This window comes from Paenarthrobacter sp. NPDC057355, from assembly GCF_042667405.1.
Lineage (GTDB): Bacteria > Actinomycetota > Actinomycetes > Actinomycetales > Micrococcaceae > Arthrobacter.
The window spans coordinates 1-14,690 of sequence record NZ_JBHVAL010000014.1; the positions used below are offsets into that span (position 1 = coordinate 1).

Below are 14,690 nucleotides of genomic sequence, written 5' to 3' on the forward strand. Positions count from 1 at the left end.
ACAAGATGAGCGGCCCCCGGAACAAACCCAGGAGCCGCTCATCCATGCCTCTTGACACCAGAACCTACATATCAGTCGGATGATGTTGACCACCAAATTCCAGGCGCCCCATGGTTCTTCACGTTTCCGTTTTGAATCCATGCCGACACCTCCTCCCGGAGGAACAGGGCACGGCTCGCACTGATAGTCGGCGCAACAACGTTGCGCCCTACGTGCGTAGGGCCATAGACTCATAGTGTTCGGATTTGAGGTTCTATGGCCCTCTTGCCGCACCAATGAGCGAACCGCTCAGAACAAAGACCCGATTGCAGTCGGGTCTTTCGTTCGTTAACGGCACAGCAGGCTGTTGCCTGATGATGTAATCCTAGGGCAGTTACCCCGCTACTCCCTGTACATCCGCTCGGCATACGACGGGCCGTAGTAGGTCTCAAGATCCTCCAGCGGCGTCTCCGGCTGCGTGTACGCCTGGGCGAGCACCGCGATGCTGGGAAGGCCCTCGGATTCCCACGTTTCCGGCTGCCAGAGGCTGCTGCGCATGAAGGCCTTGCCGCAGTGCGTGAAGACTTCCTCCACGGAAACGACGACGGCGGCTCGCGGCCGGTGCCCCTTCACCACCATGTGATCGAAGAAGTCCGCGTCGCGCACAATCCGGGCCGTGCCGTTGATCCGCAGGGTGTCAGTCCGACCCGGAACTACGGAGAGGATGCCGACGTTCGGGTTCTCCAGGATGTTGTGGAAACCGAAGGCAAGCTTGTTGCCGGGGCGTTCGGGGATGGCGATGGTGTGCTCGTCAAGGACGTGGATGAAGCCCGCCGGATCGCCCTTGGGGGAGGCGTCCACGCGGCCCCGCGCATCCGTCGTGGAGAGGACGCAGAACGGGCTGGAAGCGAGCCATTGCCGGTCGAAGTCACTAAGTGCTGTCCGCACCTTCTTGCGCACCCGCTCAAGGGGCAATCCGATCAGGTCTTCGAGTTCAGCGGCAGTGGAAATCGTGTCCATGGCCCCAGCCTAACCGGCTGGCTCTGGACATGGGTTTCGCCGTGGGCAAACATGGAACAAGTGGCCGCCAAATCAAACTTGAGCGTAGTAGACTCAACTTTGAAAGTATTGGTCACTCTCCAGAAAGGGAGCACTCTTTGGACGTCAAATTCACTACCAAAAGCCAGGAGGCCCTTTCTGCGGCCGCCATGAACGCATCAACCGCAGGAAATCCTCAAGTGGAGCCCGCCCATTTGCTGAAGGCGCTCATGGATCAGCGGGAGGGCGTCGCTGTTGCCCTGCTCCGCGCGACGGGGGCCGACCCTGATGCCGTGAGCGTCCAGGCGAGCTCGGCCATCAAAACCCTGCCGTCGTCGTCGGGCGCTTCGGTGCAGCAGGCGCAGTTGTCACGCCAGTCCCTGCAGGCTATCCAGGCCGCCCAGAACGAGGCCGACAAGCTCGGGGACTCGTTCGTTTCCACCGAGCACCTGCTGTTGGGGCTCTCGGCCGGAAGCGACGCCGTCGGGAAGTTAATGCGCGACGCCGGCGCCTCCCATGAGGCGCTTCTCGCCGCCCTGCCGGGTGTCCGTGGCGACCGGAACGTCAACTCCCCGGATCCGGAAAACACCTTCCAGGCCTTGGAGAAGTTCGGCACGGACCTGACCGCTGTGGCCCGTTCCGGCAAGCTCGACCCCGTTATTGGGCGCGACAGCGAGATCCGTCGCGTAGTCCAGGTCCTGAGCCGCCGTACCAAGAACAACCCGGTACTGATCGGTGAGCCCGGCGTCGGCAAGACCGCCGTCGTCGAGGGCCTCGCGCAGCGCATGGTGGCCGGTGACGTTCCGGAGAGCCTTCGCGGCAAGACCCTCATCGCCCTGGACCTCGCGTCCATGGTGGCCGGTGCCAAATACCGTGGCGAGTTCGAGGAGCGGCTCAAGGCTGTCCTGGAGGAGATCAAGAACTCCAACGGACAGATCGTCACGTTCATTGACGAGATCCACACTGTGGTTGGCGCCGGTGCCACGGGCGAGAGCGCCATGGACGCCGGGAACATGCTCAAGCCCATGCTGGCCCGCGGCGAACTCCGCCTGATCGGTGCCACCACCTTGGATGAGTACCGCGAGAACATCGAGAAGGACCCTGCCCTGGAGCGCCGCTTCCAGCAGGTCTACGTTGGAGAACCCAGCGTCGAGGACACCATTGGCATCCTCCGTGGCCTGAAGGAGCGCTACGAGGCCCACCACAAGGTAGCCATCGCGGACTCCGCCCTGGTCGCCGCCGCGACACTGTCCAACCGCTACATCTCAGGCCGCCAGCTGCCCGACAAGGCCATCGACCTCGTGGATGAAGCCGCGTCCAGGCTCCGTATGGAAATCGACTCGGCGCCGGAAGAGATCGACCAGCTCCGCCGCGCCGTCGACCGTTTGACCATGGAAGAGCTCGCCCTCCAAAACGAAACCGATCCCGCTTCCGTTGAGCGGCTTGCCGCCCTCCGCGCCGACATGGCGGACAAGAAGGAAGAGCTCAACGCCCTCAACGCCCGGTGGGAGGCGGAGAAGGCAGGATTGAACCGCGTCGGTGATCTGAAGGCCAAGATCGACGAGCTGCGCTCCGCTGCCGATAAGCACCAACGCGAAGGTGACCTGGAATCGGCGTCGCGGATCCTGTACGGCGAGCTGCCCGCCCTGGAGCGGGAGCTGAGTGCCGCTGCTGAGGAGGAGTCGGCGCGCGGTGAATCGAAGCCGGAGCTGATGGTTGCAGAGGAAGTCACTGCCGATGACATTGCCGAGGTCATTTCTGCCTGGACGGGTATCCCGGCTGGCCGCATGCTCCAGGGCGAGTCGCAGAAATTGCTGCACATGGAGGAAGAACTTGGCAAGCGCCTGATCGGACAGGCCAAGGCAGTACAGGCCGTGTCCGACGCCGTCCGCCGTGCCCGTGCCGGGATCAGCGATCCCAACCGGCCCACTGGTTCGTTCCTGTTCCTGGGGCCCACCGGCGTTGGTAAGACTGAGCTGGCCAAGGCCTTGGCTGACTTCCTGTTTGACGACGAACGGGCCATGATCCGGATCGACATGTCCGAGTACAGCGAGAAGCACGCCGTGGCCCGCCTGGTGGGTGCCCCTCCGGGATACGTGGGCTATGAAGAGGGCGGCCAGCTCACCGAAGCTGTCCGGCGCCGGCCATACTCCGTGGTGCTGCTGGACGAGGTCGAGAAGGCCCACCCTGAGGTCTTCGACATCCTCCTGCAGGTTCTCGACGACGGCCGCCTCACCGATGGGCAGGGCCGCACCGTGGACTTCCGGAACACCATCCTGGTGCTGACGTCCAACTCGGGCAGCCAGTTCTTGGTGGATCCGTCACTGGATGCCAAGGCCAAGCGGGAAGCCGTCATGGCAGTGGTCCAGGCTTCCTTCAAGCCGGAGTTCCTGAACCGCTTGGACGAGATCGTGCTCTTCGATCCGCTGTCCGTTGAGGAACTTGCACGGATCGTGGAGCTGCACGTTGACGAGCTCAGCAGGCGGCTTCGGGACCGTAGGCTCACGCTCGAGGTCACCGATGGTGCCCGCGCGTGGCTGGCCATGTCCGGTTACGATCCCGCCTACGGTGCCCGGCCGCTGCGTCGACTGGTCCAGCGCGAGATCGGCGACCGCCTGGCCAAGGAAATCCTGGCCGGCGAAATCAGCGACGGCGACACCGTGCTGGTGGATACTGCAGCGGACTTGGATGAGCTCACCATCGACGGTTTGGAAGCGTTGTCAAACGCCGACGGCGGCGCTCCCGCAGGCACGGGGCTCACCGTCCGCAGGAAGTAGTGCGGTCCGGCACTACTTCTCGAGGAGGTCTTCCTTGATGGTATTGCCGGAGTCCACCACTATGAAGCAATCAACGCGGCGGTCGCCACGGTCCCAGCTGGAACTGCTGGGGTACACGTTCTGCTGGAGCAGCACGTAGTTGGCGGCCGCATCGTTGAGCTTCACGGTCTTGCACACTTCCCGGCCCTTGTCCCGCAAAGCGTTGGCGCCGGGGAAGGACTCGTCCGCACCGTAGCTGAAGACGGCACCGAGTTGGGCAGAGTGTTCGGTGTCGCACGCAACGGCCGTGGCTTCACTGGCTTTGGGGTCGAAGCTGGCAAAGCAATCGCCTATCTGGAAATCCTTCGCGTTCGTGTCGCGGGGAAGCGGGCCAAGCGTTGCCGTGGCACTGGGACTCGCCACTGTGGCTTCAGGTCGGTTGCCCAGCAGGTTGAGCAGGACCCAGATCACCACGCCAATCAGGACCAGGACGCCGACCACGATTCCGCCAATGACCAGGCGCTGACGTTTGACCGGATCGCCGTGCGGCTCGGGTTGCCATTCCTGGCCAGGTTGCTGGCCGGGGTAGGGCTGGCCCGGGTCCTGGGCTGGATATGGCTGGCCGCCGTAAGGCTGGCCCGGCTGTGGCTGGTTTGACCGTGGCTGGTTCGAATACGGCAGTTGCCACGGGTAATGCGGCTCGTCGCCGGAGGGCGTTTCGCCGTTTTTCGGGGGTAGTGCCGGATCAGGCTGGTCCGCCGGGTCCGGGACGAAGTCAGGGTCGAGCTCAGGTGCGGGATCCGGCTGGAGACCCGACGGCGTTGTCCCCGGCCCAGCTTCGAGCTGTTCGCCGGATGCCGGACGAGGTGTTTCAGGCACGGGGGACGCGCCCTCCTTGCCCTGATCGTGTGGTGAACCATCACGCGGTGAGGTGTTGTCCTGGCTCATATTCCCGGGTGTGCCTTCCTGCTGTGGAGCCGCATTGAGCCCGACTCTACCCAATTTTCCGCCTGCTTGGAGGTGCATCCGGCTGGTTTTGATGGTGTTGGGCTTGGACTCGGGGCCGATGTGGCGCACAGGCACCCCCGAAAGCATGTAATCTAGACATACGACAAATTGACCAAACATTCCGGGGCCTCACCGATAGCCAAGGTGACCACCTCCGGTCCAAGTACAAAAGGGGGTCACGCCATGGGGCGCGGCCGTCAAAAGGCAAAAGCTACCAAGCAGGCTCGGGACATCAAGTACTACTCCCCGAACACTGACTACTCGGCACTTGAGCGTGAGCTCACGGGGCCATCCAGTCGTGTCAAGAGCCACTTCCCCGACGATCCTCCGGAGCCGGACTACTCGGCTTACGAGGACAAGTACGCGGAAGATGATGACGACGAGGTAGACACCCGCCGTATCGGATAGCTGTCGCAACCAACAGGTGCCGCTGGCACTGAGTTGCGTACCGCCGTCGTACATAAGGTCATCGAGCATCCCCGGATGCCGTACATCTTTTGAAAAGGGCCCCAGGGCAGCCGTTCATTGGCGTACTCCGGGGTCCTTTTTTGCTGTGGCCGGCGTCGTCAACGTGACAGGATGAATGGCATGAGTGAGAGAAAGCACTACGCCGGCGGCGAGCCGTGTTGGGCGGACCTGCAGACCAAGGACGTTGCGGCTGCCAAGGATTTCTACCGGCGGGTGTTCGGGTGGTCGTACAAGGACCTGCCCACTCCGGATGGACGCAGTTACGCGCAGGCGTTCGTGAAGGACAAATTGGTGGCAGTGATCGCACCGCAGAACCCCCTGCAGGAGTCTGCCGGGACGCACGGACAGTGGAATATCTACCTGGCCGCGACGGACACTGAAGAGGTGGCCGAGGACGCCGCCCATGCCGGCGGCAAGCTGCAGTTCGGTCCGGAGGCTGTTGCCGATACCGGAGTGCTGGCGTTCATCGAGCCGGCCGGCGGAGGAACTACGGGAATCTGGCAGGCGGGAACGCACCTCGGCAGCCACCTGTTCAACGAGCCCGGCGCCTTGGCATGGGCCGAACTTCTGACGCCTGAGCCGCAGGCCGCCGTCGCGTTTTTCCAGCAGCTTTTCGGCTACGAGGTCACCGAATACCCCCAGGACGACGGCGGCAGCTACAGCACGCTGATGGTTTCCGGCAATGAGGTGGCCGGCATTGTCCCCGCTGAGGAGGGCGAAGAAGCTGCGTGGCAGGTGTACTTTGGGATCGCCGATGTCCGAAAGGCCGCTGACGCGGCCGTTGCGGCCGGGGGAGAGCTCCTGGTGGAGCCTGAGGACCATCCCGAGGCCGGTTCATTGGCCACCATCCTGGATCCCCAGGGCGGGGTTCTGAGCCTGATCCAGGTCTAATACCCAACTAGGTAACAGCAACTGTCGTAATGAGCCCCCATTACGACATGTGCTGTTACCCAGTTGGGGAACGAAAAAGCGGCCCGGCAGTTGATCCCAACTGCCGGGCCGCTTCGTTCAGGCGATGTGACTCTTAGGCGTAGGCGTTCACCAAACGGACCGCGCCGCCGTCGACACCCTTGGCGCCCTGGACGTAATCCGGGCCGGTCTTGTCGATAGAGTCCGAGTTTTCCGTAACGGTACCCATGACCCAGGACGGCAGGCCGCGCTCGTTGAGGCGGGCAACGGCGGCGTCGGCAGCTTCCGGGGAAACGATCGCAACCATGCCCACGCCGAGGTTCAGCGTGCGCTCCAAGTCGGCCAGCGGGACGTTGCCAAGCTCGGAAACCAGCTTGAAGATCGCGGGGAGCTCCCACGTGGCGCGGTCAACCGTGGCGACCAGGCCCTGCGGGAGGACGCGTGCCAGGTTGGCGGCCAGGCCACCACCGGTGACGTGGCTGAAGCCGTGGACAGCGGCCCCGGCGGAAACCGGGAACGTACGGGCCAGGTCCAGGCAGTCGGCAGCGTAGACGCGGGTCGGCTCCAGGAGTTCCTCACCCAGCGTGCGGCCGAGTTCGGAAACCTGGCGGTCCAGTGCCCAGCCGGCGTGGTTGATGACGCGGCGGACCAGGGAGTAACCGTTGGAGTGCAGGCCGGAGGAGGCCATGCCGATCACGACGTCGCCGGCACGGACACGGTCCGGGCCGAGCAGTGCGTCAGCTTCGACAACACCGGTGGCGGCACCTGCGACGTCGTATTCGTGCTCACCCAGGAGGCCCGGGTGCTCAGCGGTTTCGCCACCCACCAGGGCGGTTCCGGCAACGGAGCAAGCCGAAGCGATGCCGCGGACAATGTCAGCGATGCGCTCCGGAACAACCTTGCCGCACGCGATGTAGTCCGTCATGTAGAGAGGCTCGGCGCCCACCACTACGATGTCGTCCACAACCATGCCCACCAGGTCGAAACCGATGGTGTCGTGGATGTCCATGGCCTGCGCAATTGCCACCTTGGTACCAACACCGTCGGTGGAGGTTGCCAGGAGCGGCTTCTTGTAGGTGAGGAGCTTGGAGACGTCGTACAGGCCAGCGAAACCGCCGACGCCGCCAATCACCGATGAGTTATGGGTCGCCTTGACGGCGCCCTTCATGAGTTCGACTGCGCGGTCTCCCGCTTCGACGTCGACACCTGCCGAAGCGTAGGTGATGCCGGCGTTGTTGTCAGCGGCGGGGGTTGCGGAGGTCATACAGACTCTTTCTTGTCGGCGTCGGTCAAACGATCAGCGTCGGTCAGGAGGTTCTCGAATTCGGCATCAGGCCCTGGATCGCAGCCCGTAGCGCCCGGCTTCTCAGCCGGATCCTCGGTGTCTTCCACGGAGTCTTCAGCAGGGGTGAGACCGCCCAGGTCGGTGCGCTCCAGCAGGTTCTTCCCCAGCTTGTCCGCGTGCGGCAGCTCGATGGGGTACTTGCCGGTGAAGCAGGCGGTGCAAAGGCGTTCGCGCGGCTGCTGGGTTGCACCGATCATGCCGTCTTCGGAGATGTAGGCCAGCGAGTCAGCGCCGATGGCCTGGGAGATCTCGTCGATGGTGGCGCCGTTGGCGATCAGCTCCGCGCGGGAGGCGAAGTCGATGCCGTAGAAGCAAGGCCACTGGACCGGGGGAGAGGAGATCTTGACGTGGACCTCTTTGGCGCCGGCTTCCCGCAGCATGCGGACAATGGCGCGCTGGGTGTTTCCGCGGACGATCGAGTCGTCCACCACCACGATGCGCTTGCCACGGATCACGGATTCCAAGGCGTTGAGCTTGAGCCGGATACCGAGCTGGCGCAGGGTCTGTGAAGGCTGAATGAAGGTACGTCCCACGTAGGCGTTCTTGACGAAGCCGTGTGCGAACGGAATCCCGGACTGTTCGGCGTAGCCAACAGCGGCGGGAGTGCCGGACTCGGGCACAGGAATCACGAGGTCAGCCTCGTGGGTGTTTTCGCGGGCCAGCTGGCGGCCCATCTCCACGCGGGACTCGTAGACCGAACGGCCGGCGATGGCGGCGTCGGGACGGGCCAGGTAAACGTACTCGAACACGCAGCCGGCCGGGGTGGGCTCGGCGAAGCGCTGGGAACGGACGCCGTCCTCGTCGATGGCGATGAACTCGCCCGGCTCGATCTCGCGGATGAAGCTGGCGCCGACAGTAGCGAGGCCGGCCTGCTCGGAGGCGACAACCCAGCCGCGCTCCAGGCGGCCGAGGCACAGCGGGCGGATGCCGTAGGTGTCCCGGGCTGCGTAGAGGGTTCCCTCGTCCATGAAGACGAAGCAGAAGCCGCCCTTGATCTTGGGCAGCAGTTCCAGCGCCGTCTGCTCCAGGGTCTTGCCCTCTTCACCTTCAAGGAGGGCCGTCACCAGGGCGGTGTCGGAGGTGTTGCCCTGCTTCATCTCGCCGGTCAGCTGGCCCTCGTTGCGCTCGAGGATCATTTCCCGGAGCTCAGCGGTGTTGGTCAGGTTGCCGTTGTGGGCCAGGGCAACCGTGCCGGTTGCGGTCGCACCCAGGGTCGGCTGCGCGTTGGCCCAGTGGCTTGCACCGGTGGTGGAGTACCGGCAGTGGCCCACGGCCAAGTGCCCGGTCAGGGTGTTCAAGGTCGTCTCATCGAAGACCTGGGACACAAGGCCCATGTCCTTATAGACGTTGATGCGCTTGCCGTCACTGGTAGCAATACCAGCCGATTCTTGTCCGCGGTGCTGCAGCGCATACAGCCCGTAATAGGTGAGTTTTGCTACTTCTTCACCGGGAGCCCAGACACCGAAGACGCCACAAGCGTCCTGGGGGCCTTTTTCGCCGGGGAGAAGATCATGAGAAAGTTTTCCGTCGCCACGTGCCACTGGTCGATTGTCTCATGTCGCGGGCGTGGTACGTTCCCCCGCAGCCTATATGACCCCGGCAAACGGCGGAGAACAGGCGTGTCGGGCCGAAAATGCGGTGTGTCTCACACTGGCTCCCCTGCGAAGGGCGGGCCGGGCGCCTGACTTAGCGGACGCCGTCGTTCTCTGGTCCCTCGTCGGGAACCGAATCCGGAACGGCTTCCACCACGGCGCGCTCGGAGCGCTTGACGCTCATGCGGTCCAGGACCAGGGCCAGGATGGAGAAGAGGATGACGCCGCCGCCGGCGCAGACGGTGAGGAAGAACCCGAAGACTGTGCTGGCGTCGAAGGCGGGATCGGCCGGGCGGCCGTAAGCGATGATTGCGGCCACGATTGCGCCAACCACCGCGCCCAAAATCATGAAGGGAACGAACTTGGGTGCCCGGCGAACCGTGATTTCGCGGCGGGCGGTGTTGGGGTTGGTGTCCTCTGAAGCCATGTCTTCAAGCGTACCTTTCCGAGTTTGTGTACAGATAATGCCCCTAAGAAGACTCCTTAGGGGCATTATCTGTACAAAAACTCGATTGTTTAGCTGCCGCGGTACGTCGAGAAGGCGAACGGGCTCAGCAGGAGCGGCACGTGGTAGTGCTCGCCGGCGTCGGAAACTGTGAAGTTCAGGTCCACTTCCGGGAAGAACGTCTCGGTGCCGAGACCTTCGAAGTACGCGCCGGTGGCGAAGTTCAGGCGGTAGGCGCCGCCCGGGATGCGCTCCGGGCCAAGGGTCTTGATGCGGCCGTCGGCATCGGTTTCGCCCTTGGCCACCAAGGTCCACTCGTCGCCTTCGCGGACATAAAGCACGACGGCGACCCCCGCCGCCGGGCGACCCGAACCGGTGTCCAGGATGTGCGTGGTTACTTGTGAAACGCTCATGCGTTGACTCCTTCGCTGACCAGGCCGGAGAGACGCAACAGTGCGATCTCCCGCAATTGTCCGGCCACAATCGTGTCTTCTTCTTCGGGGGTGTGGTTGAGGCGCTCCTGCAGCGTGCTGAGGATTTCCTGGGCGCTGCGTCCTGCCGCGCGGATCAGGAAGACGCGGCCGAACTTCTCCTCGTAGGCACGGTTGCCCTCGGCCAGCGCGGTTGTAATCCGGTTGTCCCCGGGGTCGACGCCGGCTTGTTCCGAACGCGACATGGCCGCCTCGGTGGTTTGCGCCTTGGGTCGTTCGCCGATGCGCGGGTGGTGGGCCATTGCTGATTCCACCTCGGCCGCAGTGAAGGGCTCAGCGGCGCGTTGGGCCTGTGCCAGGAGTTCGTCGACGCTGGCGTAGGGACGCGCGTCGACGATGGTTTCCACCCAGCGGCTGATATCCAGGCAGGGGGTGAGGGTCGTGATGGCCTCGTCCCGGTCGACGCTGTTGAATACTGCAAGCTCCATGCTTGTCATCCTCGTGCAAAATGCTGGCATCCATGGTGTGGGCTATGCGGAACTCCTGGTGTTTCAGGAGGAAGCCTTGTGCTTTCAAGCTTCCGCATCATGGAACTGTTATTTCAGCATACGTAATTCAGTTAAGCCGAGTCGCCCGGCTGGTGTCAAGAGACTACCTCGTGGTGACGCCGCGTGCGCACTGTGAGATAAAGCCTGTGGGCGGTGATGACGAGCGCGAGCCAGGCGATACCGATAGCCCACGCAGCAAGGACATCCGTCAGCCAGTGGTGGCCAAGGTACACCCGGCTCAAGCCCATGGTTGCCGCGAAGACGGCGGCGATGACTATTGTGATGACCCTCGCCCGGGTTGTCTTGAGCCGCAGGATGATCAAGTACGCCACGATGCCGGCGATCACGATCGAGTTCAACGAGTGACCGCTGGGGAATGACGCCGAATGCTCATAGGGAGGGATCGCGTCCGCCAGGTCGGGGCGGGTGCGGCCGAAGAGCGGCTTTCCCAGAACCGTGATCAGGAGCGACCCCAGGCCGGCTGAGAGCATCAGGATGACCGGAGTCCAGGAACGCCTGCGGGTTGCCAGGAAAATCATGATGCCCACCGCAATGAGGGGCATGCCCACGGTTCCGCCTACGTTCGTATAAGCGGTGATGGCCACATCCAAGGCGGGCGAACGAACTGTTTTGGCAGCGTCCAGGACCGGATGGTCGAAGCTCGCAACGCCGTCGGCTTCTGTGACGGACTCATAGACTTCACCGAAGACCCATGCCAGCGCCAAGGTGATTCCGAGACCCACCAGGAGCGTGATGATGAGCGCCGCGTAGGGGCCCAGGAACTTGGTGACCCGCTCCGCGCCCTTGGCCAAGGTCCGGCCCGCCGGGGACTTCCACCGCGTAAGGTCCTGTCCGGCGACAAAGCGGTCCTCGTTTACCTCACCCCGTACGCCCGTTTCTGTGGGCCTGTTTCCCTCAGTCGTCACTCTCGTCCCCTATCGTGGCGGCTTCGATATTAGTGAGTAACCTTAGCAGTTTGGGCTTGGGCGTTTCCGGTGTCTTCTGCGGCGCTGTATAGGGTTCAACTACGCGGAGAGGAGGGGAGAGCCTTGGTTCCAAGGTTCCTCAAGGAGCCCTCCAACACGTTGCTGCCCTTGATCTGCACAAGGCAGCTCACGCCGCCGTCGGCGTCTCTTGAAAGCAGCTCGAGTCTTGCCTCATAACGGCTGAAGGCATCTGCCATGTATGCATCGGCCTGCGAACGACAGTTCCCCGCCTCGGTGCCCGGGCCCGTGTAGACCACTTCAGCTGTATGCGTTTGGTCGCAGCTGAGATCACGGTCCGCGAACCGGTCCCAGCACTGCCTGAGCGCAGCATGGTCCGGGCCCGACAGGCCGTTCCGTATGGTGGAGCTGAGCCCCGAAGGGACGATCACCACGCAACCCACCCCATCCTGCACCGTGGGAACAAGGTCACGCCGCAAAGTGTCGGCGGGGACATTTCCTCCCGCGAACTGGGTCAGCGCCGGAAGATCGCACGGACCAGCGTCCGAAACGAGTTCGGCCGCATGGGTCCGGTCGCAGGATGCGGACGCCCACGATCCATTTAGGCAGTGTCCCTCAACAGCAGTAGGGCCAGGATCCGTGGACCTTGGGGTTTCAGTCCGAACGTTTGCCTGGCTCGATGCGGCCGTGCTCTGCCCGGGTACGCTCGCTGCCCCCAGGCCGGAAGCCGGCCCGAAGAACTGCAGCACGAACGTGGCAACCGCCACCAGGAGGGCAGCAATTGTTGCAAGGGCGGCCATCGTCCCAAGATTCAGCCACGATTTCTTGGCGGGAGGATGCTCAGGCGGGGCTGGGATGTTCATCGGCGTCAGTCGACAACGACGTCAGAGACCACAGCCTGAATGGATTTAGAATCACTCGAAGGAGTGTCATCCAAAGACAATTCAATTTTGAGGGCGTTTACACCCTTTGCCGGTACGGAGATTTCCTGAATGGTGTTGAAAGGAACCTTGCGGACATCAAGTTGCTTGCCGTTGCCTACAACCCTTACCAGAAGAATCTTGTCCGAGGACTTGGAATCATTGGCCTGGCCTACGTTGAATGTCAAGCTGTTGAAGTTATTGGCCAGGCGCAGTTCAAGGGTTTCTGCGCTTCCGTAGCTGCTGATGGTCGTGGCGATTCCGCTGACCCCCGATTTGTCCGCAACGTCATAACGGTTCTCCGTCCAGCTGCTCTCCGGCTCGAAGAAGTTGGACAAAGACAATGACGAGCCGGCTTTTTCTGTGGCAAGGGCCCCTGAGGAAGCGCCCGCGCTGGATGAGTTTGTGTCAGTTGGACGGGTCGACGACTGGCTCTTGGAGGGCGACGGACTGGAGCTGGCAGACGCAGAAGCTGATTGACTGGTTGCGCTGGGGCTGGGGGTGTTCGATCCCGGCTGCTCGGAGGTTGTCGGCGCCGGCGCGGCAGGGGCAGCGCATGAGGAGGTGGCCACAGCCGCGGCAATGATAAGGACAGCTTTGAGGCCCACAATACGTTGTTTCAAAAGATCCCCTTTTCTTCAAGCAGGCAGAACAGTATCGGCTTCCACACCGCCCGGTTCGCGCCCACATTGTGGTATTCCCCAAACTAAGGCCATGATGCCATCTGCTTGAGAAATCCATCCCTATTCTGCAGATTATGTCGCAAGGAAATTCAGTTTTCGTGGTTCGCTTCCCAAGCCCGGCTCGGGCAGAATGACCTCAACTGAAGGAGTTCGCATGCCCGACATTCTGACATCCAGGTTCCTGTTCGGTCCCGGTCCGAGCAATTGCTATCCCGAAGCCATGGCCGCTTTGGCCTACCCGGTGCTGGGCCACCTTGATCCTGTGTTCATCGAGCGCCTCGACCACACTTGCGATGGGCTCCGGACTGTCTGGGGAACCGCCAACGCGCGGACCCTTCCGTTGAGTGCCACGGGTTCCGGCGGCATGGAAGCGGCGTTCGTGAACACCGTGTCCGACGGCGACGTGGCAGTCATCGCCGTCAACGGACTTTTCGGGGCGCGCATGTGTGAGGTCGCCCGGCGCTGCGGCGCGACAGTCATCCGGGTGGACCACGAATGGGGCCAGCCGGTGGACGCCGACCGCGTCCTCTCCGCCCACCCAAACCCCAAAGTCATCGCTGCCGTGCATGCTGAGACGTCGGTCGGCGTGCTCTCCGACATCGCCGCGCTCGGCGCCGGCAAGGGCGACGCCCTGCTCATCACCGACGCCGTCACGTCCATCGGCGGACTTGAGCTGCTGGCAGACGACTGGGGTGTCGACGTCGGATACGCCGGAACCCAGAAGTGCCTCGGCGTCCCGCCGGGACTCTCACCCTTCACGGTGTCGGACCGCGCGTTCGAGCGCCGCGTCAGGGATCCCCGCTCCTGGTACCTCGACATTGGCCTGCTCGGCGGTTATGTTGGCGCGGCGAGCGGGGCCCGGACGTACCACCACACCGCGCCCGTCACGATGATCGCCGGCCTCGAGGCCGCACTGGACCGGATCCTTGCCGAGGGTCTGGACGTTGTGCAGGCCCGGCACCGGGCGGCCGGGGCTGCTCTTCAGGCCGGGCTTCAGGAGATGGGGCTGGAACTCTTCGCCGCTGAAGGCTCACGATTGCCGAGCCTCACCACGGTGAAAGTGCCCGACGGCGTCAACTCAGCAGGCGTCCGCGCTTACCTTTTGGAGCACTTCAGTATGGAGATCGGCTCGGGAGTTGGGGAGTTCGCCGACACTGTGTGGCGCATCGGCATGATGGGCCCGAATGCCAACAGTGCTTCAGTGACCCTGGTGCTGGGAGCGCTGGCGGAAGCCCTCTCTCACGTTCCGCGGGTTTGAGCCGGACGCTCGCTCAGGTTCCGCGGGTTTGAGTGCGTCGCTCGTTCACGTCCCGCGGGTTTGAGCCGGACGCTCGCTCACGTCCCGCGGGTTTGAGCCGGACGCTCGCTCACGTCCCCCGGGTATGAGCCGGACGTTCGCTCACGTTCCTTCATTTTGCTGGGATTTGCTTCTCCTCCAGTGCGCCAAGATGTTCGGTGCGCAAAGCATCGTATGTCGTGAAATTCTCCGCCACCGGTGCTGAGCTCGCGGGCATAGGAGGGGCGCTTGTTGATTTGGCCGATGTGTTTCCGGAGTAAGCAGTGCAGCCAGCCGGCGTGCGTGAGGGCTTAAGGCACGACGACGGTCCCTACCGAATGCCCTCAA

At 63.3% G+C, this 14,690-nt stretch carries 14 protein-coding genes; 4 read left to right on the top strand and 10 right to left on the bottom strand.

Annotation, left to right across the window (positions count from 1 at the left end):
* Positions 1 to 381: 381 nt before the first annotated feature.
* Positions 382 to 999: an MSMEG_1061 family FMN-dependent PPOX-type flavoprotein gene (locus ACFUOZ_RS14930; RefSeq protein WP_377549480.1), complete on the bottom strand. Its 618-nt coding sequence runs from the start codon at positions 997 to 999 to the stop codon at positions 382 to 384.
* A 137-nt stretch (positions 1,000 to 1,136) separates the two neighbouring features.
* Between ACFUOZ_RS14930 and clpB the strand changes: the two genes are divergently transcribed.
* Positions 1,137 to 3,794, top strand: a complete 2,658-nt coding sequence (gene clpB, locus ACFUOZ_RS14935) for an ATP-dependent chaperone ClpB (RefSeq protein WP_377549482.1) — start codon at positions 1,137 to 1,139, stop codon at positions 3,792 to 3,794.
* A gap of 12 nt (positions 3,795 to 3,806) precedes the next feature.
* On the opposite strand, the gene ACFUOZ_RS14940 is transcribed toward clpB, so the two are convergent.
* On the bottom strand, positions 3,807 to 4,652 hold the full coding sequence (locus ACFUOZ_RS14940; RefSeq protein ID WP_377549484.1) for a septum formation family protein: 846 nt from the start codon (positions 4,650 to 4,652) through the stop codon (positions 3,807 to 3,809).
* A 312-nt stretch (positions 4,653 to 4,964) separates the two neighbouring features.
* Between ACFUOZ_RS14940 and ACFUOZ_RS14945 the strand changes: the two genes are divergently transcribed.
* Both ACFUOZ_RS14945 and ACFUOZ_RS14950 read left to right on the top strand, forming a co-directional pair.
* The gene (locus ACFUOZ_RS14945) at positions 4,965 to 5,189 is read left to right on the top strand and encodes a DUF3073 domain-containing protein (protein WP_011776148.1); all 225 of its coding nucleotides are present in this window, start codon (positions 4,965 to 4,967) and stop codon (positions 5,187 to 5,189) included.
* A gap of 180 nt (positions 5,190 to 5,369) precedes the next feature.
* Positions 5,370 to 6,140 (top strand): VOC family protein, encoded by a 771-nt coding sequence (locus ACFUOZ_RS14950; RefSeq protein ID WP_377549486.1) that lies wholly within the window; start codon positions 5,370 to 5,372, stop codon positions 6,138 to 6,140.
* 133 nt (positions 6,141 to 6,273) lie between these two features.
* Here the strand turns inward: ACFUOZ_RS14950 and purM are convergent, their stop codons facing one another.
* The 8 genes from purM to ACFUOZ_RS14990 all read right to left on the bottom strand — a co-directional run bounded on the left by purM (position 6,274) and on the right by ACFUOZ_RS14990 (position 12,727).
* Positions 6,274 to 7,422, bottom strand: a complete 1,149-nt coding sequence (gene purM, locus ACFUOZ_RS14955; protein ID WP_144661276.1) for a phosphoribosylformylglycinamidine cyclo-ligase — start codon at positions 7,420 to 7,422, stop codon at positions 6,274 to 6,276.
* A complete protein-coding gene (purF, locus tag ACFUOZ_RS14960) occupies positions 7,419 to 9,044 on the bottom strand; it encodes an amidophosphoribosyltransferase (RefSeq protein WP_377549488.1) in 1,626 nt (541 codons plus the stop codon). The genes purM and purF overlap by 4 nt, the downstream gene beginning before the upstream one ends.
* 145 nt (positions 9,045 to 9,189) lie before the next feature.
* Positions 9,190 to 9,522, bottom strand: coding sequence for a hypothetical protein (locus ACFUOZ_RS14965; RefSeq protein WP_306844422.1), 333 nt, complete (start codon positions 9,520 to 9,522; stop codon positions 9,190 to 9,192).
* Positions 9,523 to 9,611: 89 nt separating this feature from the next.
* Positions 9,612 to 9,953, bottom strand: coding sequence for a hydroxyisourate hydrolase (uraH, locus tag ACFUOZ_RS14970; protein WP_377549490.1), 342 nt, complete (start codon positions 9,951 to 9,953; stop codon positions 9,612 to 9,614).
* Positions 9,950 to 10,459 (bottom strand): 2-oxo-4-hydroxy-4-carboxy-5-ureidoimidazoline decarboxylase, encoded by a 510-nt coding sequence (gene uraD / locus ACFUOZ_RS14975; RefSeq protein WP_377549492.1) that lies wholly within the window; start codon positions 10,457 to 10,459, stop codon positions 9,950 to 9,952. Before uraD ends, uraH begins: the two co-directional genes overlap by 4 nt.
* A 155-nt stretch (positions 10,460 to 10,614) precedes the next feature.
* Positions 10,615 to 11,445, bottom strand: a complete 831-nt coding sequence (locus ACFUOZ_RS14980) for a phosphatase PAP2 family protein (RefSeq protein ID WP_377549494.1) — start codon at positions 11,443 to 11,445, stop codon at positions 10,615 to 10,617.
* A gap of 95 nt (positions 11,446 to 11,540) precedes the next feature.
* Positions 11,541 to 12,326: a hypothetical protein gene (locus tag ACFUOZ_RS14985; RefSeq protein ID WP_377549496.1), complete on the bottom strand. Its 786-nt coding sequence runs from the start codon at positions 12,324 to 12,326 to the stop codon at positions 11,541 to 11,543.
* Positions 12,327 to 12,331: 5 nt separating this feature from the next.
* Positions 12,332 to 12,727: a hypothetical protein gene (locus ACFUOZ_RS14990; RefSeq protein ID WP_377549498.1), complete on the bottom strand. Its 396-nt coding sequence runs from the start codon at positions 12,725 to 12,727 to the stop codon at positions 12,332 to 12,334.
* A gap of 493 nt (positions 12,728 to 13,220) precedes the next feature.
* Here ACFUOZ_RS14990 and ACFUOZ_RS14995 point away from each other — a divergent pair, with 493 nt between their 5' ends.
* Complete coding sequence (locus ACFUOZ_RS14995) at positions 13,221 to 14,324, top strand: pyridoxal-phosphate-dependent aminotransferase family protein (protein WP_377549500.1); 1,104 nt, start codon at positions 13,221 to 13,223, stop codon at positions 14,322 to 14,324.
* Positions 14,325 to 14,690 lie beyond the last annotated feature (366 nt).

Excerpts from the sequence above, each read along its gene's own strand:
- uraH (WP_377549490.1), bottom strand. The coding sequence starts at position 9,953 with ATGAGCGTTTCACAAGTAACCACGCACATCCTGGACACCGGTTCGGGT.
- ACFUOZ_RS14945 (WP_011776148.1), top strand. The coding sequence starts at position 4,965 with ATGGGGCGCGGCCGTCAAAAGGCAAAAGCTACCAAGCAGGCTCGGGAC.
- ACFUOZ_RS14930 (WP_377549480.1), bottom strand. The coding sequence starts at position 999 with ATGGACACGATTTCCACTGCCGCTGAACTCGAAGACCTGATCGGATTG.
- uraD (WP_377549492.1), bottom strand. The coding sequence starts at position 10,459 with ATGGAGCTTGCAGTATTCAACAGCGTCGACCGGGACGAGGCCATCACG.
- ACFUOZ_RS14985 (WP_377549496.1), bottom strand. The coding sequence starts at position 12,326 with ATGAACATCCCAGCCCCGCCTGAGCATCCTCCCGCCAAGAAATCGTGG.
- ACFUOZ_RS14965 (WP_306844422.1), bottom strand. The coding sequence starts at position 9,522 with ATGGCTTCAGAGGACACCAACCCCAACACCGCCCGCCGCGAAATCACG.
- purM (WP_144661276.1), bottom strand. The coding sequence starts at position 7,422 with ATGACCTCCGCAACCCCCGCCGCTGACAACAACGCCGGCATCACCTAC.
- ACFUOZ_RS14950 (WP_377549486.1), top strand. The coding sequence starts at position 5,370 with ATGAGTGAGAGAAAGCACTACGCCGGCGGCGAGCCGTGTTGGGCGGAC.
- ACFUOZ_RS14995 (WP_377549500.1), top strand. The coding sequence starts at position 13,221 with ATGCCCGACATTCTGACATCCAGGTTCCTGTTCGGTCCCGGTCCGAGC.